Raw genomic sequence first — 25,554 nt, forward strand, 5'->3', positions numbered from 1 at the left:
GCCTATGGCAGTGCGGGCGGGGTGGGGCAGGTGGCCCTGTTCAGCGGCCTCTACCTGGTCATTTGTCTGTGCTCCATCGCCTGCTGGGCCTATGCCGGCAGTCGCCTGCAGGGGTTGCTGCTGGTGCCGCAGCGGCTGCGCTGGTTCAACCGGGCGATGGCGCTGTTGTTGCTGCTCTGCGCCGCCTATCTGGTGCGCTAGCCCGGCCGGGTCAGCTGGTTGCGGTAGTGGCCCGGGGTGGCGGCCACCCGCCGTTTGAACTGGCGCTGGAAGTGGGCCTGATCGGCAAAACCGCTGGCCAGCGCCACCTCTGCCAGCGGCTCTCCCCGCCTGAGCAGGGTGCGGGCGTGGCGGATGCGCTGATCGAGCAGGTAGGCGTGGGGCGTCATGCCGTAGTGGCGGCTGAAGCTGCGCACGAAGTGGGAGGGGGTGAGCCCGGCCACCGCGCTCAATTGCGCGAGGGTGAGGGCGCTGCTGCAGTCGTCCTGCATCAGCTCGGCGGCCCGCTGCAGGTGCTGCGGCGGCCGATCGTCCCAGCTGGCCGGAGTGAGTCTGGCCAGCAGCTGACGGCTGAACTGGTGGCAGGCCACCTCGTGCGCCAGCGGCTCCGACTCCTGCCACAACTGCCGATGGAGCCGGCACAGCCCCTGATAGAGCAGGGGATCCCGGCTGGCGGTCATGTCGAAGGGGCGAAATTCGTGGCCCAGCCCGGCTTCCTCTTGCTGGCGCTGCAGCCAGCCGGTGTCGAGGTAGAACATCAGATAGGACCAGGGTTCATCGGCTACCGGGTTGCAGGCATGCACCTCTTCCGGGTTCATCAGCACCAGGTGGCCGCGGCCGACCTCCTGCCGGCTGCGCTGGTTGAGATAGTGGCTGTGGCCGCCGGTGATGGCGCCGATGGAGAAGTGGGGGTGGCTGTGCTTGTCGTAGCAGACGCGGCGGCCATCCTGCACCGCCCGCGCCTCGATGAAAGGCAGGGCCGGATCGTGCCAGAAGCTGTGGTGATCCGGCGCCGTGTCGGCCCTGCTCATGGGTCAGCCGCCGAGATAGGCCTGGCGGACGGCCGGGTTGGTCAAGAGGGCGGCCCCCGTGTCTTGCAGCACCACGTGGCCGTTCTCCAGCACATAGCCGCGATCGGCCAGCTTGAGCGCCTGGTTGGCGTTCTGCTCCACCAGGAAGATGGTCATGCCGTCGCGGCGCAGCTGCTCTATGGTGTCGAAGATCTGCTGGATGACGATGGGGGCCAGCCCCAGCGAGGGTTCATCCAGCAGCAGCAGGCGCGGCTTGCTCATCAGGGCGCGGCCGATGGCCAGCATCTGCTGCTCACCGCCGGACATGGTGCCGGCGCGCTGCTCCAGTCGCTCATGCAGGCGCGGGAACAGGGTGAAAATCTGATCCAGCAGGCCGCGCTGCTCGGCCTTGTCGACGAAGAAGGCCCCCATCAGCAGGTTCTCCTCCACCGTCAGGCGAGCGAAGATGCGGCGCCCCTCCGGCACCACGGCGATGTCCTTGCGCATGATGCGGGCGGTGGAGAGCGAGTCTATCTGCTCCCCCTCGAACCAGATGGAGCCGCTGCTGGGCTTGGGCTCGCCGCACAGGGTCATCAGCAGGGTGGTCTTGCCGGCACCGTTGGCGCCGATCAGGGTGACGATTTCCCCCTCTTTCACCTCGACGCTGACGTCGTGCAGCGCCTGGATCTTGCCGTAGTGGGTCGATACGTTGCGAAGTTCTAACATCTTTTTGTCCTTACGACTCGCCCAGATAGGCCTTGATCACTGCCGGATTGCTGCGGATTTCATCCGGCTTGCCGTGGGCCAGCGGGGTACCCTGGTTGACCACGAAGATGCGGTTGGAGATCTCCATCACCAGCTTCATGTCGTGCTCGATCAGCAGCACCGAGACCCCGAACTCGTCCCGCAGGTTGGAGATAAGCTCGTTCAGCTCGTCGGTCTCGTGGGGGTTGAGGCCGGCGGCCGGCTCGTCCAGCATCAGCAGCTCGGGCCGGGTCGCCATGCAGCGGGCTATCTCGAGCCGGCGCTGCTGACCATAGGCCAGGTTACCGGCGGCGCGGTTGGCGAGATCCTTGAGCCCCACCTTCTCCAGCCAGAAGGCGGACTGCTCCAGCCCCTCCCGCTCGGCGCGGCGAAAGGCCGGGGTCTTGAACAGCCCGGCCAGAAAACCGGTGTTGAGGTGCCTGTGCTGGGCCACCAGCAGGTTTTCCACCGCCGTCATGTCCTTGAACAGCCGCACGTGCTGAAAGGTGCGCACGATTCCCTTGCGGGCGATGAGGTGACCGGGCAGCCCCTGGATCTCCTCGCCCTTGTAGCGAATGATGCCGCCGCTCGGGCGGTAGAAGCCGGTCAGGCAGTTGAAGATGGTGGTCTTGCCGGCCCCGTTGGGACCTATGATGGAGATCACCTCCCCCTTTTCCACATCCAGCTTGACCCCGTTGACGGCCAGCAACCCTCCGAAGCGCATCGACAGATCAGAGACTTCCATTAACTTCTGATGAGTACTCATTTTTTCAGCTCCCAGTCCAGGGTGGAGCAAGTCACCGCCAGCAATCCGGCCAGATAGCGCATCGACAGCTCAGAGACGTCCAACAACTTCTGATGCGTACTCATTTCTTCAACTCCAGATGCGGACGGGTCATCGGCAGCAATCCTTGTGGCCGCCAGATCATCATGAACACCATCAAGAGGCCGAACATCAGCATGCGGTACTCGTTGAACTCGCGCGCCAGCTCCGGCAGCACCGTCATCACGATGGCGGCCAGCACCACCCCGATCTGGGAGCCCATGCCGCCCAGCACCACGATGGCGAGCACGATGGCCGACTCGATGAAGACGAAGGACTCCGGGCTGATGAAGCCCTGGCGCGAGGCGAAGAAGCTGCCGGCGAAGCCCGCGAAACAGGCGCCTATGGTGAAGGCGGTCAGCTTGATGATGGTGGGGTTGAGCCCCAGCGACTTGCAGGCGATCTCGTCTTCCCGCAGCGCCTCCCAGGCGCGGCCGAGCGGCATGCGCAGCAGGCGGTTGATGACGAACAGGGTCGCCACCACCAGCACCAGCGCCATCAGGTAGAGGAAGATCACCTTGTGGTTGGCGTTGTAGGCGATGCCGAAGAATTCGTGGAAGGTCTCGAAGCCGCCATCCTTGACGGTGCGGTTGAACTCCAGCCCCCCCAGGGTCGGTTTGGGAATGCCGGAGATGCCGTTCGGGCCGCCGGTCAGGCTGGTCATGTTGTTGAGCAGGATGCGGATGATCTCGCCAAAGCCCAGGGTGACGATGGCCAGGTAATCCCCCCGCAGCCGCAGCACCGGGAAGCCGAGCAGGAAGCCGAAGGTGGCCGCCATCAGGCCGGCTATGGGCAGGCACTCCCAGAAGCTGAGCCCGAAGTAGCTGTTGAGCAGGGCATAGCTGTAGGCGCCGACCGCGTAGAAGCCGACATAGCCGAGATCGAGCAGGCCGGCGAGGCCCACCACCACGTTCAGACCCAGCCCCAGCATGATATAGATCAGGGTGAGGGTGGCGAGATCGATGGCGCCGCGGGAGGCCATGAAGGGCCAGCTCACCGCAAACAGCAGCACCAGTACGGCGGTCAGGTTATAGAGCTTGGGCGCCTCTTCCGGGCTTGGCAGCACCAGCTTGGTGAAGCCGACCGAGAAGCCGCTGATGGAGGCCTGGAACAGCCGGCTTATCTGGCCGCGCAGCATCTGGAACCAGAACACCAGGGTGGCGCCGCCCAACAGCCAGGCCAGCGACACGTCGAGCCGGCTCACCACCAGCAGGCGGGTGCCGTCGGTCTCCAGCTTGAAGCCGAGCAGCCAGAAGGAGAGCACCAGCAGTACCAGGCTGGCGATGCAGGCATGAATGAATTGGCGTTTCATCATACTTTCTCCACTTCCGGGCGGCCCAGGATGCCGGTCGGCATAAAGAGCAGTACGAAGATGAGCAGGGCGAACGCCATCACATCCTTGTACTCGGTGCTGAGGTAGCCGGCGGTGAGCGCCTCCACCACGCCGAGCAGCAGGCCGCCCAGCACGGCACCGGGAATGCTGCCGATGCCGCCAAGCACCGCCGCCGTAAAGGCCTTCAAGCCGGCCATAAAGCCGAGGTAGGGGTTGATGACGCCGTAATACATGCCGAGCAGCACGCCGGCGACGGCGGCCAGGGTGGCCCCCAGCACGAAGGTGATGGAGATGACCACGTGGGTGTCTATCCCCAGCAGGTTGGCCATCTTGATGTCTTCCGAACAGGCGCGACAGGCGCGGCCCATGCGGGAGCGGCCGATGAACTGGGTCAGCGCCAGCATGGTGATGAAGGTCACCACGAAGATGATGAGCTGCATCCAGGAGAGGCTGGCCTGGAAGCCGTCGGCTTCACCCAGGGTCCAGCCGCCGGAGAGCAGGGTGGGCATGGCGATGTCGCGCGAGCCCTGGGCCATCCGCATCATGTTCTGCAGGAAGATCGACATGCCGATGGCGGAGATGAGGGGGATCAGCCGGTTGCCGCCCCGCAGCGGGCGATAGGCGACCCGCTCTATGGTCCAGCCATAGCTGCCGGTGATGATGATGCTGACCAGGAAGGCGCCCCCCAGCAGCAGAAAGGTGCTGTCGATGCCCATCATCATGAGCCCCGCCATCACCATGAAAGCGACATAGGAGCCGATCATGTAGACCTCGCCGTGGGCGAAGTTGATCATGCCGATGATGCCATAGACCATGGTGTAGCCGATGGCGATCAACGCATAGGTGCTGCCTATGGTTAACCCGTTCAGCAACTGCTGAACCAGGTAAAGGAAGTGTTCGGACATACTGCGATCCCTGTACTTGCCCGCAAAGAAAGGAGGGGTGACTCACGTCACCCCGACCGGCAGATTACTTGAGTTGGGTAGAGGTACCGTCGGCGTGCCACTGGAACACACCGAATTCAAACCCTTTCAGGTCGCCGTTGGGAGCCCAGCTGAGGGGGCCCATCACGGTATCGACCGGTGCGGCCTTGATGGCGGCGGCAACGGCAGCCGGGTCATCCTCACCCGCCTTGGCGATACCGGCAGCCAGGGTTTGCACCGCGGCATAGGTGGTCCACACGAACGGACCGGAGGAGTCCTGACCCTTGGCTTTGAACGCGGCAACCAGCGGGGCGTTGGCCGGCACCAGGTCGTACTTGTTCGGCAGGGTGACCAGCAGGCCTTCGGAAGCCGGGCCGCCGATGGCGGAGATGTCCTTGTTACCCACCCCTTCCGGACCCATGAACTTGGCCTTGAGGCCCTTCTCGCCGGCCTGACGCAGGATCAAACCCAGCTCAGGGTGATAGCCGCCGTAGTAGACGAAATCGACGTTCTCTTTCTGCAGCTTGGCGATCAGGGCGGAGAAGTCCTTGTCACCGGCGGTGATGCCTTCAAACGCCACCACCTTGACGCCGGCCTTGTCCAGCGCCGCTTTCACGCTGGAGGCGATGCCTTCACCGTACTGTTTCTTGTCGTGGATGACGGCCACGCGCTGGGGTTTGACCTGCTCGATGATGTATTTGGCGGCAGTCGGCCCCTGGTCGCTGTCCAGGCCGATGGTACGCAGCACCAGCTGATAGCCGCGCTCGGTGATCTTGGGGTTGGTGGAGGCCGGGGTCACCATCAGCACGCCTTCATCTTCATAGATGTCGGAGGCGGGCAGGGTGTTATCGGAGCAGAGATGGCCGACCACGAACTTGACGCCGTCGTTGATCACCTTGTTGGCGACCGCCACGGCCTGTTTCGGATCGCAGGCATCGTCATAGATGACGGCTTCGATCTGCTTGCCCTTGATGCCGCCGGCCTTGTTGATCTGCTCGACCGCCATCTTGCCGCCGGTGAACTGCATGTCGCCGTACTGGGCGACCGGGCCAGTGACCGGACCGGCGATGCCGATCTTGATGGTATCCGCCGCGTGGACCAGTGAGACCGATCCGAACAGGGCCATAGAAACCGCTACCCTGACTGCCATTTTGCTCAACTTATTCATCGATTCGTCCCTTAATCAGTGGATTGTTTCATTTTCCGTGTGCCATTCCGAACCGTGATCCCGCCAGTCCGGCAATAGGTATGGTTCTATCATTCCTCGCTGGGCAATAACAAGCTGTTAAAGATACTAACCAGAGAGGGGGTAATAGTGCTTTTTTGAAACAAATATCTAATTACAGTTATCTATTTAGAAGTTGATGCTGATGATGGCAATTAACATCTTCTCAACAAGGCGCACTTTCGATAAATGATAGATGAAAAAACTGACGATATTTTACTCTGACGCTGCTCCCATTTTGACCAAAATCCGTTTGCGCAAATAGAAATGACCGCCTAGATTAGCCAGCATTGACAATTCATTGGCAGCACTCGTTAAAACCAAGCCTTTATTCGGGAAATCTGCTAATGTTCCGCCTTTGATCTTCAGGAGACAGAGATGGCCACTATCAAGGATGTCGCCTCCCGCGCAGGCGTATCCATCTCCACCGTCTCACATGTACTCAATCACACTCGTCGGGTCAGCGAAGACGCAACCCAAAAAGTGCTTGAGGCGGTGGCAGAACTCAACTACGCGCCCAACTCGGTAGCGCGCAGCCTCAAGATAAACTCGACCAAGACCATCGGCATGCTGGTGACCACCAGTGCCAACCCCTTCTTTGCGGAAGTGGTGCAAGGGGTGGAGGCGTACTGCTTCGAGCAGGGCTACAGCCTGATCCTCTGCAACACCGAGAACCAGCCGCCCCGTCAGCAGCACTACCTGCGCATGCTGATGGAGAAGCGGGTCGACGGTCTGCTGGTGTTGGGAACCGACATCGATACCCCGCTGCGCGACATGCTGCGCATCCACAAGAACGTGCCGCAAGTGGTGCTGGACTGGGGTACCGAGTGCGATTTTGCCAACGTCATCAATGACAACGCCCGCATCGGGGCACGCCTGGCCGTGCGTCATTTGCTGGAGCAGGGTCACCGCGACATCGTCTGCATCACGGGTCAGCTGGCCAAGCCGACCACCCAGCAGCGGCTGGACGGGGTGCGCGATGCCCTGGCCGAGCAGGGTCTGACCCTGAAAGACGAGCAGGTCTTCGAAGGGGATTACGAGAGCCAGAGCGGCTTCGATGCCATGCAGCGGATCCTGGCCCTCACCCCGCGGCCGACCGCGGTGTTTGCCTTCGACGATCCCATGGCCATCGGCGCCATCTGCGCCGCCTGGGAAGCCGGGGTCAAGGTGCCGGACGATATCTCCATGATCGGTTATGACGACGTGGAGATGGCGCGCTTCTCCAGCCCGCCGCTCACCACCATCCGCCACCCCAAGGCCGAGCTCGGCCTGCTGGCGGTGCAGCAGCTGGTGAGCCGGATCCGCAACAAGGAGCTGGAGGTCGAGTCGATGACGGTGCAGCCCGAGCTCATCGTCCGCCGCTCGGTCAAGTCCCTGCGCTGATCGCGCCACGGCAGAGCCAGCAACAAGAAAACCCCCTCGCCAGCGAGGGGGTTTTTGTTTGGCCCGCGTTTATTGCAGCGGCGGCCAGTACTCCTGGTTGGCGGCGATCAGGTCGTCCAGGATGGCTTTGGCCACCGAGGCGCTCGGCACCGTCTTGGAGAGGGTGATCGCCTGCCACAGCTTCTGATAGGAGCGTTCGATCCACGCCTCCACCACCAGCTTCTCGACGGCCACCTGCTGGCCCATCATGCCCTGCTGGAACAGCGGGATGTTGCCCACCTGCAGCGGCTCGGGGCCGCGGCTGCCCACCAGGCAGGGGATCTCGACCATGGCCTCCGGGTCGAAGTTGGGGATGGCGCCCCGGTTCGGCACGATCAGCAGCATCCGCTCCTGGGTGTTGAAGGCGATGGCGGTGGCCAGATCCACTATGTAGGAGGCGTGCTCGTCGATCTCCAGCTCGCCGGCTGCGGCATTGCCGGCTGCCACGATGGCGCGGCAGGCGCTGAACACCTGCTTCTCGCGGTGCTCCATCACCTCGTTGGCGCGGGTGTGCTCCGGATTGGAGTGGGCCACCACATAGTCCGGGTAGAGGTAGTACTTCAGATAGGTGTTGGGCAGGGTGTCCGGATCAAGGGCCCACACGTCCCTGGCCTTGGCGAAGGTGTCGTTCCAGCTGGCCTCGGCGTGGCCGGCCTGCTTGGGCACATAGCCGTGTTTGGCCACGTGGGCCTTGATGGCTGGCATCAGGTCGTTGCCCGCCAGATCCTCGATGCGGGTCCACCAGCCGAAGTGGTTGAGGCCGTAGTAGCGTACCCGCATCTCCTTGCGTGACGGCAGGCCGGCGATCTGGGCCATCCGCCCCTCGATGCCGATGGGCATGTCGCAGATGTTGAGGATCCTGGCGTGGGGACGCAGGCGACGGGTCGCCTCGGCCACGATGGCGGCCGGGTTGGAGTAGTTCAGCATCCAGGCATCCGGCGAGTACTGCTCCATGTAGTCGACCAGCTCCAGCACGCCGCCGATGGAACGCATGCCGTAGGCAATGCCGCCCGGGCCGCAGGTCTCCTGGCCAACCACGCCATGGCGCAGCGGGATCTTCTCGTCCAGCTCGCGCATGGGGTACTTGCCGACCCGGATGTGGGCCATCACGAAGTCCACCCCGCTGAAGGCCGCCTTGGGGTCGGTGCCATAGCTGAAGGCGATGTCCGGGGCTCTCTCTTTGAGCAGGACGCGGCAGGCCTCGGCGATCACCTCCTGGCGGGCACCATCGTTGTCGTAGAACTTGATCTCGTGCAGCGGGAAGCGGTGCTGGTTCTCCAGCAGCATGAGAACGATGCCCGGGGTAAAGGTGCTGCCACCGCCGGCAATGACGACAGAGAATTTTTTCATGATCATGACTCCGTTACGAAAGAAGAGGAGGGGTTGTTCATCAGGCTCTCCATGTTTTCCCTTAGCTGGGGGACATGCAGACCGATAATGATCTGGATGCTGTCACCGTGGCGGACCACGCCGTGGGCACCCAACTGTTTGAAAGCATCATCCGCTGCCACCAGGCCCGCATCGCGCAGCGATATGCGCAGCCGGGTGGCACAGTTGTTCAGGCTGTTGATATTTTCCGCGCCACCGAGCGCCACCAGAATATGGCCGGCAATATCATGGCCACGCTGTTTTTTGGCGGCCTGATAATCGGCCTTGGAATACAGTTTTATTTCGCTTTCATCCCGCCCCGGGGTTTTCAAATTGAATTTCAGAATGAGCGTGCGGAATATCAGGAACCAGATCCCGGTAAAGGTCAGCCCGATGGCAATCTGGGTAAACATCATGCCGGCGTGATTGTGGAACATGGGGATCCAGTTCTGCGGCAGGAACTGGTCGAGCAGACCGCCGCCCATGTTGCCGACGACCCCGAACAGGTACATCACGGTCGCCATGGTGGCCGCCAGCAGGGCATGGATGGCGAATAGCAGGGGCGAAATGAAGAGGAAAGTGAACTCGAGCGGCTCGGTGATCCCCACCAGCATGGCGGTCAGGGTGGCCGGGATCAGCAGGCCGGCCACCTTGGCCTTGTTCTCTTTGGCGGCGGTGGCGTAGATGGCGAGCGCAATCCCCATGGCCCCGAAGATCTTGGAGTTGCCGTGCAGGGCGAAGCCGCCCTGGGGGAACAGCTCGATCAGCGGCCGGGTGCTCTGGCTGAACTCCAGCATGTGCTGGGCCCAGTAGAGCTGAATGCCGCCTTCCACCGCGGCCGGGCCGAAGATGAAGGGGCCGTAGATGAAGTGGTGCAGGCCGGTCGGGATCAGGATCCGCTCAAGGAAGGTGTAAACCCAGACGCCGAGCGGGCCGGAGACCAGCATGAACTCCTGCAGGGAGGCGATGCCCATCTGCACCTTGGGCCAGCCCTGCAGGGTCAGCCAGGCGCAGGGGATCATCACGAAGAAGGCGACTATGGTGACGAACGAGCTGCCCTGGAAGATGCCGAGAAAGACCGGCAACTGCCGGTCGAACAGCCGGTTGTGCAGGGCGGTGACGATGCCGGAGATGGCGATGGCACCTATGATGCTGGTGTCCAGGGTCTTGATGCCGGCCACCATGGCCAGCCCGCTCTCGCCACCGACCGCCTGGTTGAAGTCGACCCCGAAATAGTCGCCCCAGGTCATCCCCATGGCATTGATGAAGTAGTTCCAGGTCATGAAGCTGACCAGCACGGAGAGGCAGGCGCGGGCCTGGGCCTTATTTGCCAGCCCGATCGGCAGGCCGATGGCAAATATCAGCGGCATATTTCGAAATACCGTCCAGCCACCCTCTTCAATAATATGAACTATTTGAAAAAACAGTCCCTGAGGACTGGCCAGCGTCTCTCCCACGAACATGGGGTTTTTCAGCATGATTGCAATGCCTACCACCATACCTGCGAATGGAAACAGTAATACAGGCGTAAACATTGCCCCGCCAAAACGTTGAATTTGACTGAGCATATAGCGTCCCTTTTTATTAGAGAATTGTCTGACTGCTGTTGTCGTATTGCTGAATTGAACCTAACAACAAGCGATAACCCCCTCATGAAATATGTGGTGGTTATGTGATCCGGCGCATGCACTTATTTAGACAAAGAGATCTAATTTTTGCGATATTGTTGTACGTCTTGTTTTTGTGACGTTTTTATCGGGTTGTTTGAATTTAAAATTGTTTATTTTCAGCTGGTTGAAATAAAGGTGAGCAAATGGGTCGCCACCCCGGCTGGGTAAAGAGAGGTCTAGCAGTGATCTACAAATCGGTGGCGGATCGATTGCGTATCCGGGTCAACGGGGCGGATTGCCGGGTGGGGGATGTCCTGCCGAGCGAGAAAACTCTGGCGAGTCAGTTCGGGGTATCGCGGATGACGGTGCGCAAGGCGGTGGACATGCTGATCGAGTGGGGGCTGGTGGAGCGGCGCCACGGCAGCGGCACCTACGTGACCAAGAAGGATGTGCAGCACGAGACCAAGGGGTTGAGCGGTTTCACCGAGCTGATGCGTGAACAGGGCCGCAGCCTGACCAGCGAGGTGCTGGAGTTTCGCACCATGCCGGCCCCGCCCGCCATCGCCAGCCAGCTCAGGATCAAGGTGAACGAGCCGGTCTACTTCTCCAACCGGGTGCGTTCGGTGGACGGCCGGGCCCTGCTGGTGGAGGAGAGCTACATGCCGGTGCGGCTGTTTCGTACCCTCTCGGTAGCCCATCTGGAGGGATCCAAGTTCGCCTACATCGAGAACGAGTGCCAGCTCCCCATCGCCGGCAACTACGAGAGCTTCAGCGCCGTGCTGGCCGACCGGCGCATGGCCGAGCTGCTGCACATCGAGCAGGGGGCGCCCATCCTGCGACTCACTTCGCTCTCATACGGTGAAAACGGCGAGTTTCTCAACTACTCCATCATGTTCCGCAATGCCAACGACTATCACGTCGACTACCACCTGCGCCGCGCCCGCGGCTAGCCTGCCCCCACCTTGTTGCGTATGCCAACCCCCTTGCCAACGAGGGGGTTTTTGTTTGATGGGTTTGGGGTTGGTACATCAGTTCGAGTCGAACCAGCCGCTGTTCAACAGCCGCAAGGCATAAGGTGCAACCATGGGGAGGGGCATTGGGCGCAAATGTCCCTCTCTGCCCATGCAGATCAAAATGGTCAACTCAGATGTCAGTTATCCTTGCCGCCAGTGGTGGATGAGGCAGTGAGGGAAACATGAGCGTGATCGAAGCCGTGACCATGGCCGCCGGCCTGGCCTATCTGGTGCTGCTGGCATGGCAGGCGCGATCGGGCTGGCAGTGGCGTCTTGCCCTCGGCCTGCTGCTCATGCTCTGGTTGCTGACGGCGGACAGTCTGCTCTGGTTCGGCTTGGGGCTGGTGGCCGCCGGGCTTGCCCTCTGGCACCACCAGCGGCCGCTGCCCGCCCTCGAGGCGCTCGACAGCCAGTGGCTGCGGGCGCGCACGCGCCAGCTGCTGTTGCTCTGCTGGGGGCTGGTGACGCTGCAGTACTGCCTGCATGTCTGGCAGCTGGGGCAGGGGATTAGCCCCTGGCTGGTGCGCCCTGACGTGGTGGACGGTTTCCTGCCCATCGCCGGCGGGCTCGGGCTGCGGGCCTGGCTCGGGCAGGGGCTGGTGGATCCGCACCATCCGGCGGCCACCGTCACCGTGCTGGTGCTCTCGCTGTCGGCTCTGCTGCTGGGGCGGGCGTTCTGTGCCTGGTTCTGCCCGCTCGGGCTGGTGGGGGAGTGGCTGCACGGCCTGCGCAGTCGCCTGTTGCCGGGGGAGTGGACGCCGCCGCGCTGGTTGGACGTCGTGTTGCGCGGCCAGAAGTTTCTGGTGCTCGCCTTTCTGCTCTTCATCGTGCTGATCGCGGTGCCAAGCGCTGCCCTGCCCGGCTACCTCGCCAGCCCCTACCATCAGGCGGCGGACATGAAGATGGGGGCCTTCTTCTTCAATCTGACCCTGATCTCGGGTCTGTGCCTTGGCTGGGTGCTGCTGCTCACCGCCACCTTCCGGCAAGGGTTCTGCCGCTACCTCTGCCCCTATGGCGCATGGCTCGCCCTGCTGGGGTTGCTGACACCGCTGCGCATCCGCCGCGACCCGGCTCGCTGCCTGCGAAGCCAGGGCCACGATTGCGACAAGTGCAGCCGGGCCTGCCCGTCGCGCATCCAGGTACACCAGCTCATCGCGGTGCGCAGCCTCGAGTGCACCAGCTGCCTGAGCTGCGTGGCCGCCTGCCCGAAGCGGGCCGATGCGCTGCACTTGGGCACGCGGGGGCGCAGGTTCAGCCCTCCACGCTTGCTGGGGCTGCTCTGCCTGTTGCTGCTGGTGTTGCCACTGCTTTGTTATGGCCTGCTGGGGATCTGGGTCAGCCAGACGCCGCTCGAGGTGCGGGCCCAGCTGCTGCAACTGCTGCCGCAGTTGACCCATTGAATACCGACACGCCGGTCAAAGGCGGTCTGCCCAGGGGGGCCGGGCTGCCTGAAAAATGCACCCAAATTTGATACCTGAGGGGGAGCAGGGTAAAGTCCCTTCCCCGACATGGCGGCTCTGCAGCCGTGCCGGACCGGCAGTCAGCCCTGAGCGCACCTCGCTTCCCCTTCGAAGCAGCCAGCGCCGGGCGCCGGCACCTAGATGAGCGCGATCTACCATGACAACCGGCGTAGCACATGCAACGGTCCGCGGTCGCGATCAGATCCACAATCGTCTTTGGAGAAGTAAATGGGACAGAAACCATCGTTGGTGGGCGGGGCATGCATCATTGCCGGCGTCTGTGTCGGGGCTGGCATGCTGGGTTTGCCGAGTGCGGGGGCGGGTGCCTGGACCCTCTGGTCGGTACTAGCCATCACCCTGACCATGATAGTGATGACAGTCTCCGGCTGGATGCTGCTGGAGTCCTATCAGGGTTATCCGCTGCGCGTGTCGTTCGATACCGTCACCCGTGAGCTGCTGGGGGAGAAGGTGAACGCCTTCAACAACCTCACCGTCTATTTCGTCGGCGGCATCTTGCTCTACGCCTACATCACCTCGGCCGGCCTCATCATTGATGGCATGACCGGCATCGGCAGCCAGTGGGCTTCCATCCTGTTTACCCTGGGCTTCTCCGGCCTGGTGTGGCACTCCACCCGGGCGGTGGATCGCATCTCAGTAGTGCTGGTCATCGCCATGGGGCTCAGCTTCGTGTTTGGCATCTCGGGGCTTTCCATCAACATCAAGCCGACCCTGCTGTTCGACACCCTGAGCCAGCACGCCAGCTATGCCCCCTATGCGCTGGCCATGCTGCCGGTGGCGCTCACCTCGTTCGGCTATCACCACTCAGTCTCTTCCATGCGCGCCTACTACGGTGAGGAGCGCCGTGCCCGCTACGCCATCCTCGGCGGCACTGCCATCGCGCTGCTGTTCTACCTCATCTGGCTGGTGAGCGTGTTCGGCAACCTGCCGCGCAGCGAGTTCGGGCCCGTGGTGGCGCAGGGCGGCAACGTCGACGTGCTGCTCAAGGCGCTGGCTTCGGTGATTGAATCCGAGGCGGTCGCCAGCGCCCTCAACGCCTTCTCCATGGCGGCGATCCTCTCCTCCTTCATCGGGGTGGGGCTGGGGGTGTTCGACTATCTGGCGGATCTGTTCAAGTTCGACAACAGCCGCCAGGGCCGCGCCAAGTCGTGGGCCGCCACCTTCCTGCCGCCGCTGCTGCTCTCCCTGCTGTTCCCGTTCGGCTTCCTGATGGCCATCGGCTACGCGGGCGCCGTGGCCACCCTGTGGACCTGCATCATCCCGGCCCTGCTGGCCTGGAAGGTGCGCGCCGGCAAGCAGGAGGGCAAGGACGAGGGTTTCCGCGCACCGGGCGGTATGCCGATGATCGTCGGCGTCTTCCTGTTCGGGGTGCTGACCGCCGCCTTCCACCTGCTCAACATGGCGGGCCTGCTGCCGGTCTATACCGGCTGAAGGGGCTGAATTCCCCCCGGTCTGCCGCGGCAGGCCGCGACAAAAAACGGCGCCTGATGGCGCCGTTTTGCATGCCAGATTGTGACTTAGACAGACAGATTGGGGTTGGGCGGGCTGGCCGGCTGGCTGGTGTGCACTATAGTTTGGTTCTTTTTGGAGCCAAAAATAGGAGCTGGCTATGGCATGGACTATCGATGATTCCCAACCTCGCATCCTCTACAACAAGGACAAGCACGTAGCCGTGACGGCGTCGGCAATGAGCAAGTACCACGAGTGGCGACGGGAGATAGTGCGAGGCACGGACCCCAAGAACGCCGCCGACAAGGTGGGTGACATGCACTACGAACAGCTGGGCGGCAAGCACAAGGGGATCTACACGATCCGCCTCAGTCAGGAGCACAGGGTCGCCTTTACCATCAACAGCACCCTGCAGCAGGTCAGCGTAATCAGCATTGGTGGCCATTTTCCGCCGGGCTGAGTGGTCTGGTTGCGTGCAAAAAGGCGCCTGATGGCGCCTTTTTTATTGGCTTTCAGCCGCCGCACAGCCGGGCTGTGGGTGGCGTGGTCAGCAGTGGGTCATGCGGCATTGCTGTGGGCGAGTCAGATCTGGCCAATCTCGCGGGCGGCATGTACCAACTGCTCCAGCTGATGATGGATCTGGCCGCGATCGAGTTGTTGTAGTGGCTGACGACTCCAGAGTACCGGGGTCAGGCTATCCGGATCGAATGCCAGAACCGGTTTGCAGGGGTCCTGGCTAAACAGGTTCTGGGCTGCGGCTTGTGCGCTGGTGGCGGCTTCCAGGCGGGTAAACATCAGCAGGTAGTTGGCCGGGTGTTCGGTCAGGTGGTAGGTATGCTCGCCGATCTGCAGGCTGGTGACGCTCTCTTCCTGTGCTGGCATGGGGAGAGAGAGGGAAAGAAACAGCTGATGGAGGGCTGCGTGATAAAGAGGGTTCATCGAGGGCTCCAAGTTGGTGATGGGGCAATTAGAGCAGCTCACCGGTGACGACACTGTTAATGGTGGCTCTGTTTTTTTAGCTTTCCGGCTGGTGGGGCGGTGTGCCGCGTTCAGTGCAAAAATCCCGACCACTCGCGATAGTCCGCACCCACCGCCTCTCCTAGACTGGCCACGACACATCACGAGAAGATAAACGCCATGCAGATTCAAACACATACCAGCGGCTTGCAGGCCGTCGCCCAGCACAATGACGCTACAGCGGAGGTTGGCCGACTGGGCCAGCTGGAGGCTCGTCAGGTTGCAACCAGCCAGGATGCCCTTCAGCTGGGCAACCGCAGTGAACCGCAAAAAGGACAGGGGCTGCTGTCTCGTTTGGGGGCTCAGTTAGCCCGTCCGTTTGTGGCGCTGAAAGAGTGGATCGGCAATCTGCTGGGGGCCCGTACCGAGGCACCCGCCCACTCAGCCCCACCTGCAGACAGCCTCTCCCTGGCCGATCAAAAGCGTCTGCTGCTGCAAAAGGCATTGCCCTTTACCCTGGGCGGCCTCGATAAGGCGAACGAGCTCAATAACATAGATGCACAGCAGTTGGGGCAGGAACATGCCCGGCTGGCGACCGGCAATGGCGCTCTGCGCTCGCTGGCAACCTCACTGAACGGGATCAAGGATGGCTCCATGCGGCAGGAGAGCCAAACCTTGGCGGCCGGGTTGCTTGAACGTCCCATCGCCGGCATCCCGCTCCAGCAATGGGGGACTGTGGGTGGCAAGGTGACGGAGTTGATCGCCAACGCGACTCCGGAGCAGTTACAAGAGGCAATGAGCCAGCTGCGCGCCGTGATGGTGGAAGTGGCCGACCTGCAACGCGCGGTCAAGGCCGAAGTTGCCGGTGAACCATTGCCAGCTGCCACCAGTGCCGAGGTCGTGGCGGTCCCACATGGTGAGGCCAAGCCTGCCACCCGTGAAACCGTCGCCATGGCGCGCCAGACCGAGGTCACCGGTTACAAGCAGGCGCTGGAGCTCATCAGCTACCAGGCCAGCTATCTGCTGCGGGATCAGGCTTCGACCGAGGTTACCCTGAGCAGTGATGATCTCAATGCCTTGCACCAGCACATTGCCGATGGCTCCATCAATGGCTCCCATATGGCCAAGCTGCAAACCCGAGGTGATCTGCAGATCCTGCGTACATTGGCGCTCTCTCTTGCGAGCGGCAGCGATGCCAATGGCGCTTCTCTGGGCAATGCACTCGACAGTTTTGCCTCGGCGCGTCCCAACCAGCGGTTGGTGCTGGGCGGTCTGATGCAGTTTGCAGGTCAGACCGACCAGACATGGGCAGATCAGACCGCCGGCAAGCCGGAAGATCGACTCGATGCAGGGGCGCGACTGCGCTTTGACACCGGCCACATGAAGGCAGAACTGGCCCGTCTTGATGACAGTGCGGCGCGACAGGTGCTGCAACAGCTGGAGGGGGATTTTGGTGACCGAACCAAGGCCGTCTGCGACTTCGCGGTGGCGCAGGTCTCGACCTTTGCCGACAGCGAGAGCAGCCCGGAAGCCGTGTTGGTCTCCCGCTTGACCCGTATGGGCAATCTGGTGGGCAGCTTGACCGACGAACTCAAGGCACGCCTTCAGCTGCCCGAGTCAGCACGCGGTGAGCCGACCATGATCGACTCCGTCAGCCAGCTGACTCCGCTGGAGCTGGCGGCTCTGGCCCATATCGGTGTCGGGGCCGACTATCTGTAACAAGCTTGCTCGTTACCCGTAAGGCAAAATTCATGGCGTTAAAACGGACACCTTCTGGTGTCCGTTTTTTTATGGAGAATGAGCCGGTTGTAAAGTTACTGCCGGTAGCGGGCGGCGGTGATGAACTGGCCGAAGGTCTCGCACCAGATGATCACGCTGTCGTAGTCGGCCGGGTTTACATCGGCAGGCAGGGGGACGATAAAGTTGTCGAAAGTCTTCACCGGCCCGATCTTCACCATCTTCTCCTTCAGGCGGGCAAAGTCGGCCTCGGTCTCGACGAAGGTGGGCGACAGGTAGAGCTGGTAGTCGGGGCCCGGCGCCAGCCTGCCCATCAGGCTGATGGCATCGGGCCCTATGCTGACCTGCCCCTCACCCCAGTGCAGCCGGTCGCTGTCTTGCAGATCCCGGCGAAAGGTGCCGTGAAAGCTGGCCTGAGCCTGCCGGGCGGCAACCTGCTCGTTGGCGGGGGCGGGCGGGGCGATCAGGATCGGCAGGGCATAGATGCCGGCCGCAAAGCCGGCGGCGCCCACCAGCAGATGGCTGGCCAGCAGCAGGGTCAGGGTCTTGCGTTGCATAGTGTCTCGGTCGTTGATTAATTGATGGCTCCACCCTACCAGCAGGCCGCCGTCATGCCCAGCCCAGGAGGGGCATGACGGTGGTTGCTCGGGCATCGCGTTGGTGGGGCTTACTGGATGCTGACCGACAGGGTGTGGGGGACCTGCTCGCCACGGCGGGCGGAGGCGCGCATCTGATAGACCTGGATCAGGTACTTGCCGGAGGCGGGCAGGGCGCCTTGCCACTGGCCATCGCCATCATTGCGGCCCAGAGCCTCGGCCTGACCGGGTTGGGCACCGGGGGCGAAGACGTTGAAGTTGGCGTTGCTGCTGCCGCCAATCTTGACCGTCATGGTCTGGCCCGCCTTGGCCACCAGGGTGTAATGGATGGTGTCGTAGCCCGCGAAGCTGCCCTTGAGCTGGGCGCTGTGGGCCCCCTTGGCAAACTGCACCGGGACCGTGGTGATCTTGTCGGCGGCCTGCGCACCGGCGGCGGCCATGGTGACGGCCAGCAGGGCGGCCTGAATTGCTCGTTTCATCGTTGCACCTCGTGAAGGGGCCCTGTCACCCTGGCAGAGCCGCCCTGACAAGATATGACTAAATCGGCGGACTGGCTATCCGGGTGGTGGTCGGGTCAGATGTGTCGATGGGGCAGATGTGGCGTGAACGGGGGAGATACCTGGCGACCCTATCCTCGCATGTTGCAGCGCAAGGCAAGCGACGGTCGCGCGGGTTGTTTAAGCCGGGCGCAGCTGACTGGCCCGGCTTGGTGTTCACTCCATTTATTGCACCAGCCTGTACGCCGGTAGGCCGGCAGGATTAGGGGTTGAAGCTGCGGGTGATCTTCAGCTGATGAATCCCGCCGGAGCACTGGGCATCATTGCCCCAGGCGCTGACCGGCAGGCCGCGTTCCAGCGCCAGCAAGGCCATCTCGAACATGCCCCTGCCGGGGTAATCATTCAGGTTCTTGAAGACATGGAAGCTCGTGCTGCCCTGCTCATAATTCTTTTCCCATGAGATGACCACCGCATTGCCCGCGTCGGGGCCGCCACTGGCCGATTTGATATAACCGGCATGGACATCGGTCAACATGACCTGGTCAAGACACTGCACGTCGACCCGGTAAGTGGCCAAGGCACTGGTAGAGCACATCAGGGTGGACAAGGCGGCCAACATAACGAACTGCTTTTTTATGATCATTCTACACATCTCCATCTGTGTGTTTCAGGTGAATGGCGGAAATTAAAATGGAGAGGTTGAAAAGGCCATGCCTATTTAATTCTGATAAGTCTGATATTGATTTCATATATTACTTTGCAAGTGCATTGTTTGGGTTTTTTATTTTAAATTGAAAGTAAGTAATTGATTTTAAACGGTTTGCTTTTGAATGTGGATGTCATAATTTTTCATCATCACGGTGATATGAAAGATGACTAGATATATAAAATAACGCCATTTTAATGCTGCGTTGTTTATTTTTAGGTATGTCTTGGCATAAATAACAGCTTCATTAATGAGGCACAACAAGAAGAAATGGGGCGTACCAAATATCTTTTGTGGTTATTGCTATCCATCAGCCAGCCTGCATATGAATTTGGATGATCGGTAGAGAGGCAGGCTTATATTCACGCGTATTCGATGATGGCTGTCGAGCAAGAGAAGCCACTGGCGGGCATATCCCGTGCAGCCCTGAACTAAGACGCTGTGGGTGCGATGGCAATCCGATACCCTATGGCTCGGATTCTTCTTTTATCAAGGGAATGGAACATGCTGATCATCTTCAGTGGTTTGCCGGGCAGCGGGAAAAGCACCATAGCACGGGCCCTGGCCCGGCGGTTGAGGGCCGTCTACCTGCGCATCGATACCATAGAGCAGGCCATTCGTGCCGCTGAGCAGGCGGATAACGAGATGGGACCCGCCGGTTATTTCGTTGCCTATGGGTTGGCCAGAGAAAACCTGACACTTGGCTCGACCGTCATCACGGATTCCGTTAACCCCATCCAGCTCACTCGGGATGCTTACCACGACATCGCCCGCTCGGTCGGGGTGCCCTGTCTCGATGTCGAGGTGGTCTGCTCCAATCCGAAGCTGTACCGCGAGCGGGTCGAAAACCGGACGGTGGATATCGAGGGGCTGGCATTGCCGGATTGGCAGGCGGTGATCGATCGCGACTATCAACTCTGGGAGAGTGAGCGTCTGGTGCTGGATAGCGCCACCCTGTCGGTCGCCCAGAGCGTGGAAAAGATTGTCGCCGCGTTGGCACAGGAATCGTAGGTTCGATTAGCGCAACGTCATCGAACGAACGAGAGGCTTTGATTGCGGTTGTTGCCGTGAGTCGGGGTTGGCCAGCCGGAGGGGGAAATTCGGCTGGCCGTTATGGCGGGAGAGCCCATTTACGCGAACGTCCGATTACGCCTGACGGCTAATCGAACCTACGGGTACCCCCTTCTCCCCTTGCGGGAGAAGGGTTGGGGATGAGGGGCGTTATGCCAACCCAAGGTCAATGTTGGGCTTCTCGATGTTCGGCACCGACCGGCATACCCCGCAAGCCACCGCTTTCTGTAGGTTCGATTAGCGCAGCGTAATCGGACGAACGAGAGGCCTTGATTGCGGTTGTTGCCGTGTAACAGTGTCGGCCAACCGGAGGGTGGAATTAGGCTGGCCGTTATGGCGGGAGAATCCATTTACGCGAACGTCCGATTACGCCTGACGGCTAATCGAACCTATAGGCTAACAGTTTTGTGATTGCTATAGCAGTTCCATGGCCATTCACTTGAAACAGGAAAGATTCAATGAGATCCTTTTTGTGGCGGCTCTATTATTCGGTAGTGTCTAGGAGTGACGAGTAAAAAATTTAAAAGCTACCATTTTGTTACGTCAAAGTAATTTTAGTGAGGATTTATGGCTTTAACCTTTCCAATAAAGTTAGACCACCAAATCATATTGCGAGATGAGGAGGGGGATTTTTTTAAAGTAAATGTACTTGAAGTTTGGCATCTAGAGAAAAACTATTTGTTTGAAGATGGAAGGGGTAATGGTTTAATAGTTAGTGGGTATGACTCATCTATCGAAAATGACGGAAGAGGCTTGCGTGTTACTAATCTGCACTATATAAAGAATGGGATTGTTTTTAAAAGGTGCCCATCATGTGAGCGTAGCTATTCTTTCGGATCATATAGTACAAGAACCACTAATGAACGTCGAGATCAAAGCGACTGTGAAGGGTGCAGGAAAGCATATAATAGATAATGTTATTGCTCGCATAAAATGAAGTCTCCATTTATGATGGAGACTTTCCTGTTTAGAGTAAAAACAATTGATTACACTATCATCACTTGATGCGGTGACTTGGTTATCAAGCTTACAAGATGAAAGCGTAGACTTAGTCATTACAGATCCTCCTTATGAATCTCTAGAGAAACATCGCTCAATAGGAACCACGACTCGATTAAAAAGCAGTAAATCATCTAGTAATCAATGGTTTGAAATTTTTCCAAATGATCGATTTGAAATGCTTTTTGAGCAAATATATCGGGTTCTTAAAAAAAATAGTCATTTTTATTTGTTTTGTGATCAAGAAACCATGTTTTATGTTAAACCTATAGCAGAAAACATAGGTTTTAAGTTTTGGAAGCCAATAGTATGGGATAAATGTACTATTGGCATGGGATATCATTACAGAGCAAAATATGAATTCATTTTGTTTTTTGAGAAAGGTAAGCGCAAGCTAAATGATTTATCAATTCCTGATATTTTAAATGAAAAAAGAGTTTTTCGTGGTTATCCGACAGAAAAGCCGGTTGCTTTGATAGAGAAACTAATCATGCAGAGCTCAATAGAAAATGAGACGGTTGTTGACCCATTTTTTGGTTCTGGATCTACTATATTAGCTGCCAATAATTTAAATAGAAATGCACTTGGAACTGATATATCAAGTGCTGCTCATGAATATTTTATGAAACGATTAAATAGTGATTGATGACGTATTTTTATCGGAAGCATCATGAGTTAAAAGTTATCTAGTAAACATGGGTGAGATCTGTTTTTATATATTTTATAGTAATTCTTTTTTTGAAGTGAAAAAACGGCGCCTTAACAGCGCCGTTTTTTATATCAATCACCCAACCAGAATCACTGCAGCAGGGAGATATCTGCCACTTGCAGGAACAGGTTGCGCAGGTTGTTCAGCAGTGCCAGACGGTTGGCCTTGAGAGCCTCGTCGTCGGCCATCACCATCACCTCGTTGAAGAAGGTGTCGACCGGCTCGCGCAGGGCGGCCAGACGGGTGAGGGCAGCCTGATAGTCACCGGCAGCGAACAGCGGGGCCAGTTCGGCTTGCAGTTCGGCAACCTGGGTGGCCAGCGCCTTCTCGGCGGCATCGACCAGCAGTTCCGGTTTGACGGCAGTCGGCAACTCGCCTTCGACCTTGGCCAGAATGTTGCTCACGCGCTTGTTGGCGGCAGCCAGTGCCAGAGCGGCATCCAGGGTGCGGAAGTGGCTGACAGCCTTGACGCGACGATCGAAGTCGAGCGGGCGGGTCGGGCGGCGGGCCAGTACGGCCAGCACCACGTCGGCACCGATGCCTTCGTCCTGATAGGCGGCACGGAAGCGGCCCAGCATAAAGTCGACCACGTCGGTAACGACGGTTTTGTTGGTCAGCTTGTCACCGTAGACGCGTACCGCTTCTTCAACCAGTTCAACCAGATCCAGATCCAGCTGCTTCTCGGTCATGATGCGCAGGGCACCGATGGCGGCGCGACGCAGGGCGAACGGGTCCTTGTCACCCTTCGGCAGCATGCCGATGCCGAAGATACCGGCCAGGGTGTCGAACTTGTCGGCCAGCGCGACGGCGCAGGCAACCAGACCGGACGGCAGGGCATCGCCGGCAAAGCGCGGCATGTACTGCTCGTTGAGGGCCACGGCCACCGCTTCGTCTTCGCCATCATGACGGGCGTAGTGCATCCCCATGACACCCTGGGTGTCGGTGAACTCGCCGACCATGTTGGTCATCAGGTCACACTTGGAGAGCAGACCGGCACGCTTGGCCTGAGCCACGTCGGCGCCGATACGCTCGGCGATAAAGCCGGCGACGGTCTCGATGCGCTCGACCTTGGCCTTGACGGTGCCCAGCTGTTGCTGGAACAGCACGGTTTCCAGGCGCGGCAGGCGGGAGGCCAGAGTCTGCTTGAGGTCGGTCTTGAAGAAGAACTCGGCGTCAGAGAGACGGGGGCGAACCACCTTCTCGTTGCCGCTGATGATCTGGCTCGGGTCTTTGGACTCGATGTTGGTGACGAAGATGAACTTCGGCAGCAGCTTGCCGTTCTTGTCGTAGACCGGGAAGTACTTCTGGTCACCCTTCATGGTGTGCACCAGCGCCTCGGCCGGCACGGCCAGGAACTTCTCTTCGAAGTTGGCGGTCAGCACCACAGGCCACTCGACCAGTGCGGTGACTTCTTCCAGCAGGTCGTCGTCCAGATCGGCCACGCCACCGAAGGCGGCCGCGGCCGCTTCGGCGTCAGCCTTGATCTTGGCCTTACGCGCCATGAAGTCGGCAATCACCATGCCGCGCTCCTGCAGGATCTGCGGGTACTGGCTGGCATTGTCGATGGTGAATTCGCTCTCGCCCATGAAGCGGTGACCGCGAAGGGTGCGGGCAGAGTCGATACCCAGAATGTGGGCGGGCACCAGATCCCCATCCAGCAGCAGGGTCACGGTGAAGACCGGACGCACGAACTGGATGGTTTTGTCGCCCCAGCGCATCATTTTCGGGATCGGCAGCTTGGCCAGAGCAGAGGCAACCAGTTCGCCCAACAACTCTTTGGCCGGACGGCCTTCGACCTTGGCGGTGTGAACCAGCCACTCGCCCTTGTCGGTGACCAGACGCTCGGCCTGCTCAACGGTGATGCCGTTGCCACGGGCCCAGCCTTCGGCGGCCTTGGTCGGCTTGCCTTCGGCATCGAACGCCTGAGCTACGGCCGGGCCGCGCTTCTCGACGCTCTTGCTCGGCTGCTCGCCGGCCAGCGCGTGTACCTTCAGCGCCAGACGGCGCGGGGAGGCAAACCACTCGACGTCGCCAAAGGCCAGATCGGCCTTGGTCAGCTCGGCTTTGAAGTTGTCGGCAAAGGCTTCGGCCAGGGAGCGCAGGGCTTTGGGCGGCAGCTCAGCAGTACCGATCTCTACCAGAAATGTATGTTGTGCCATGTCCGTTCCTTAACCTTGCTTGTTCTCACTGCGCTGACACATAGGGAAGCCCAGCGCTTCGCGGGAGGCGTAGTATGCCTCTGCCACGGCCTTGGTCAGGGTGCGAATGCGCAGGATGTAGCGCTGACGCTCGGTGACCGAGATGGCCTTGCGGGCATCCAGCAGGTTGAAGGAGTGAGCGGCCTTGAGGATGCGCTCGTAGGCAGGCAGCGGCAGCGGTTTTTCCAGCGCCAGCAGGTTCTGGGCTTCCTTCTCGTACTGCTCGAAGCAGTGGAACAGGAACTCCACATCGGCGTGTTCGAAGTTGTAGGTGGATTGCTCCACTTCGTTCTGGTGGAACACGTCGCCGTAGGTGGTCTTGCCCAGCGGGCCGTCAGACCAGACCAGATCGTAGACGCTGTCTACGCCCTGAATGTACATGGCCAGACGCTCGAGACCGTAGGTGATCTCGCCGGTGACCGGCTTGCACTCGAGGCCGCCAACCTGCTGGAAGTAGGTGAACTGGGTCACTTCCATGCCGTTCAGCCACACTTCCCAACCCAGACCCCAGGCACCCAGAGTCGGGTTTTCCCAGTTGTCTTCCACGAAGCGGATGTCGTGGATCTCGGGATCCATGCCCAGCTCTTTCAGGGAGCCCAGATAGAGTTCCTGAATGTTGTCGGGGGAAGGCTTGATGATCACCTGGAACTGGTAGTAGTGCTGCAGGCGGTTCGGGTTTTCACCGTAGCGGCCGTCAGTCGGACGGCGGGACGGTTGCACGTAGGCGCAGGCGATGGGCTCGGGGCCCAGGGCGCGCAGGCAGGTCATGGGGTGAGAAGTACCGGCACCCACTTCCATATCCAGCGGCTGAATGATGGTACAGCCCTGGCGGGACCAATAGTCCTGCAGCTGCAGGATCAGGCCCTGAAAGGTTTTGACATCGAATTTTTGCATAATTTTTTTCGCGCGAAATGAAATCAGAGCAAGATTTGCTGAATGTGAACCGAAGGAGTATACCGTCTGGCATGGTCGGATAATAGGCGAAATTACAGCGGATTAATGTGATGGCGCTGCGCCGGGCCTGGGCGGGAGGGGTTGTCGGCACTCCCACGCCCGGGTTGGCATCGACCCCGGGGATTGGATGAAATGACAGGAGAGAGGGAATGGAGTTGCGTTGCGCCTGGGTGACCAAGGACCCGGAATATATCGAATACCATGACAAACAGTGGGGCAGGCCGGTCCATGATTCGCGCGAGCTGTTTGCCAAGCTCTGCCTCGACGGCCAGCAGGCGGGGCTGTCGTGGATCACCATCCTGAAGCGCACCGAGAGCTACCATCGCGCCTATGCCGACTTCGATCCGCTGCGCATCGCGCAGTTCGACGAGCAGGATGTGGAGCGGCTGATGCAGGACACCGGCATCATCCGCAACCGGCTCAAGGTGCAGTCGATCATCAAAAATGCCCGCGCCTATCTGGCGCTGGAGGCCGAAGGCGTCGACTTTGTCGATTATCTGTGGGGCTTCGTGGGCGGCGCCCCCATCGTCAACCAGCGCCAGGGCAACGGCGACATTCCGGCGACCTCGCCGGAGTCGGATGCCATGTCCAAGGCGCTCAAGAAACGTGGCTTCACCTTCGTCGGCAGCACCATCTGCTACGCCTTCATGCAGGCGGTGGGAATGGTGAACGATCATCTGGTGACCTGCCCCTGCCACGCCGAGTGCCAGCAGGGCCCTGCGCGCCAATAAA

Annotated in this window: 23 protein-coding genes and 1 pseudogene; 10 read left to right on the forward strand and 14 right to left on the reverse strand. The window is 60.1% G+C overall.

The window, feature by feature from the left end; all coding sequences use genetic code 11:
• Positions 1-201: pseudogene (locus BN1143_RS15420) on the forward strand (LysE family translocator); the annotation flags it as partial.
• Here BN1143_RS15420 and BN1143_RS15425 read toward each other — a convergent pair.
• The 6 genes from BN1143_RS15425 to BN1143_RS15450 all read right to left on the reverse strand — a co-directional run bounded on the left by BN1143_RS15425 (position 198) and on the right by BN1143_RS15450 (position 6,001).
• The gene (locus tag BN1143_RS15425; protein ID WP_042051263.1) at positions 198-1,031 is read right to left on the reverse strand and encodes a helix-turn-helix transcriptional regulator; all 834 of its coding nucleotides are present in this window, start codon (positions 1,029-1,031) and stop codon (positions 198-200) included. The pseudogene BN1143_RS15420 and the gene BN1143_RS15425 sit on opposite strands and share 4 nt — an antisense overlap.
• Positions 1,032-1,034: 3 nt before the next feature.
• Complete coding sequence (locus tag BN1143_RS15430; RefSeq protein ID WP_042051264.1) at positions 1,035-1,736, reverse strand: ABC transporter ATP-binding protein; 702 nt, start codon at positions 1,734-1,736, stop codon at positions 1,035-1,037.
• A 10-nt stretch (positions 1,737-1,746) separates the two neighbouring features.
• Complete coding sequence (gene livG, locus BN1143_RS15435) at positions 1,747-2,520, reverse strand: high-affinity branched-chain amino acid ABC transporter ATP-binding protein LivG (RefSeq protein WP_005307326.1); 774 nt, start codon at positions 2,518-2,520, stop codon at positions 1,747-1,749.
• A gap of 100 nt (positions 2,521-2,620) precedes the next feature.
• Positions 2,621-3,889, reverse strand: a complete 1,269-nt coding sequence (locus BN1143_RS15440) for a high-affinity branched-chain amino acid ABC transporter permease LivM (RefSeq protein WP_019841062.1) — start codon at positions 3,887-3,889, stop codon at positions 2,621-2,623.
• Complete coding sequence (gene livH, locus BN1143_RS15445; protein WP_042051267.1) at positions 3,889-4,815, reverse strand: high-affinity branched-chain amino acid ABC transporter permease LivH; 927 nt, start codon at positions 4,813-4,815, stop codon at positions 3,889-3,891. Before livH ends, BN1143_RS15440 begins: the two co-directional genes overlap by 1 nt.
• A gap of 64 nt (positions 4,816-4,879) precedes the next feature.
• A complete protein-coding gene (locus BN1143_RS15450) occupies positions 4,880-6,001 on the reverse strand; it encodes a branched-chain amino acid ABC transporter substrate-binding protein (protein ID WP_042051269.1) in 1,122 nt (373 codons plus the stop codon).
• A gap of 435 nt (positions 6,002-6,436) precedes the next feature.
• Between BN1143_RS15450 and BN1143_RS15455 the strand changes: the two genes are divergently transcribed.
• Entirely contained in the window at positions 6,437-7,441 is a 1,005-nt protein-coding gene (locus tag BN1143_RS15455; RefSeq protein WP_005307337.1) for a substrate-binding domain-containing protein, read from the forward strand.
• A gap of 69 nt (positions 7,442-7,510) precedes the next feature.
• Here BN1143_RS15455 and BN1143_RS15460 read toward each other — a convergent pair whose 3' ends face one another.
• Positions 7,511-8,830, reverse strand: a complete 1,320-nt coding sequence (locus BN1143_RS15460; protein ID WP_042051271.1) for a 6-phospho-alpha-glucosidase — start codon at positions 8,828-8,830, stop codon at positions 7,511-7,513.
• Between the two features lie 2 nt (positions 8,831-8,832).
• Positions 8,833-10,416 (reverse strand): alpha-glucoside-specific PTS transporter subunit IIBC, encoded by a 1,584-nt coding sequence (locus BN1143_RS15465; RefSeq protein ID WP_042051272.1) that lies wholly within the window; start codon positions 10,414-10,416, stop codon positions 8,833-8,835.
• 284 nt (positions 10,417-10,700) lie between these two features.
• Between BN1143_RS15465 and BN1143_RS15470 the strand changes: the two genes are divergently transcribed.
• The 4 genes from BN1143_RS15470 to BN1143_RS15485 all read left to right on the forward strand — a co-directional run bounded on the left by BN1143_RS15470 (position 10,701) and on the right by BN1143_RS15485 (position 14,858).
• Positions 10,701-11,408 carry a GntR family transcriptional regulator gene (locus tag BN1143_RS15470; RefSeq protein WP_010635556.1) on the forward strand — a complete coding sequence of 236 codons (708 nt, stop codon included), beginning with the start codon at positions 10,701-10,703 and terminating at the stop codon, positions 11,406-11,408.
• 245 nt (positions 11,409-11,653) lie between these two features.
• On the forward strand, positions 11,654-12,871 hold the full coding sequence (locus tag BN1143_RS15475; protein WP_017784668.1) for a 4Fe-4S binding protein: 1,218 nt from the start codon (positions 11,654-11,656) through the stop codon (positions 12,869-12,871).
• A gap of 288 nt (positions 12,872-13,159) precedes the next feature.
• Complete coding sequence (locus tag BN1143_RS15480) at positions 13,160-14,380, forward strand: aromatic amino acid transporter (RefSeq protein ID WP_005307366.1); 1,221 nt, start codon at positions 13,160-13,162, stop codon at positions 14,378-14,380.
• 178 nt (positions 14,381-14,558) lie between these two features.
• A complete protein-coding gene (locus BN1143_RS15485; RefSeq protein WP_005307369.1) occupies positions 14,559-14,858 on the forward strand; it encodes a type II toxin-antitoxin system RelE/ParE family toxin in 300 nt (99 codons plus the stop codon).
• 122 nt (positions 14,859-14,980) lie between these two features.
• Here the strand turns inward: BN1143_RS15485 and BN1143_RS15490 are convergent, their stop codons facing one another.
• Positions 14,981-15,337 carry a CesT family type III secretion system chaperone gene (locus BN1143_RS15490; protein WP_005307376.1) on the reverse strand — a complete coding sequence of 119 codons (357 nt, stop codon included), beginning with the start codon at positions 15,335-15,337 and terminating at the stop codon, positions 14,981-14,983.
• A gap of 198 nt (positions 15,338-15,535) precedes the next feature.
• On the opposite strand from BN1143_RS15490, the gene BN1143_RS15495 reads away from it, so the two are divergent.
• Positions 15,536-17,074, forward strand: a complete 1,539-nt coding sequence (locus BN1143_RS15495; RefSeq protein WP_042051274.1) for an AexT-like T3SS ADP-ribosyltransferase toxin — start codon at positions 15,536-15,538, stop codon at positions 17,072-17,074.
• Positions 17,075-17,169: 95 nt separating this feature from the next.
• Here the strand turns inward: BN1143_RS15495 and BN1143_RS15500 are convergent, their stop codons facing one another.
• From BN1143_RS15500 to BN1143_RS15510, 3 genes are all read right to left on the reverse strand, one after another.
• Positions 17,170-17,649, reverse strand: coding sequence for a DM13 domain-containing protein (locus tag BN1143_RS15500; protein ID WP_042051275.1), 480 nt, complete (start codon positions 17,647-17,649; stop codon positions 17,170-17,172).
• 110 nt (positions 17,650-17,759) lie between these two features.
• Positions 17,760-18,167, reverse strand: coding sequence for a hypothetical protein (locus tag BN1143_RS15505; RefSeq protein WP_005307387.1), 408 nt, complete (start codon positions 18,165-18,167; stop codon positions 17,760-17,762).
• Positions 18,168-18,447: 280 nt separating this feature from the next.
• Entirely contained in the window at positions 18,448-18,828 is a 381-nt protein-coding gene (locus BN1143_RS15510) for a hypothetical protein (protein WP_005307389.1), read from the reverse strand.
• A 567-nt stretch (positions 18,829-19,395) separates the two neighbouring features.
• On the opposite strand from BN1143_RS15510, the gene BN1143_RS15515 reads away from it, so the two are divergent.
• Both BN1143_RS15515 and BN1143_RS22060 read left to right on the forward strand, forming a co-directional pair.
• The gene (locus BN1143_RS15515; RefSeq protein WP_042051277.1) at positions 19,396-19,902 is read left to right on the forward strand and encodes a P-loop nucleotide/nucleoside kinase family protein; all 507 of its coding nucleotides are present in this window, start codon (positions 19,396-19,398) and stop codon (positions 19,900-19,902) included.
• A 1,042-nt stretch (positions 19,903-20,944) separates the two neighbouring features.
• On the forward strand, positions 20,945-21,607 hold the full coding sequence (locus BN1143_RS22060) for a DNA-methyltransferase (RefSeq protein ID WP_082038581.1): 663 nt from the start codon (positions 20,945-20,947) through the stop codon (positions 21,605-21,607).
• 152 nt (positions 21,608-21,759) lie between these two features.
• Here BN1143_RS22060 and glyS read toward each other — a convergent pair whose 3' ends face one another.
• Together glyS and glyQ are read right to left on the reverse strand one after the other, a co-directional pair.
• The gene (glyS, locus tag BN1143_RS15525; protein ID WP_042051279.1) at positions 21,760-23,829 is read right to left on the reverse strand and encodes a glycine--tRNA ligase subunit beta; all 2,070 of its coding nucleotides are present in this window, start codon (positions 23,827-23,829) and stop codon (positions 21,760-21,762) included.
• 9 nt (positions 23,830-23,838) lie between these two features.
• On the reverse strand, positions 23,839-24,762 hold the full coding sequence (gene glyQ / locus BN1143_RS15530; protein ID WP_005339464.1) for a glycine--tRNA ligase subunit alpha: 924 nt from the start codon (positions 24,760-24,762) through the stop codon (positions 23,839-23,841).
• 209 nt (positions 24,763-24,971) lie between these two features.
• Between glyQ and BN1143_RS15535 the strand changes: the two genes are divergently transcribed.
• The gene (locus BN1143_RS15535) at positions 24,972-25,553 is read left to right on the forward strand and encodes a DNA-3-methyladenine glycosylase I (protein ID WP_017784676.1); all 582 of its coding nucleotides are present in this window, start codon (positions 24,972-24,974) and stop codon (positions 25,551-25,553) included.
• Position 25,554: the final 1 nt, after the last annotated feature.

The organism is Aeromonas dhakensis, from assembly GCF_000820305.1.
Classification (GTDB): domain Bacteria; phylum Pseudomonadota; class Gammaproteobacteria; order Enterobacterales; family Aeromonadaceae; genus Aeromonas; species Aeromonas dhakensis.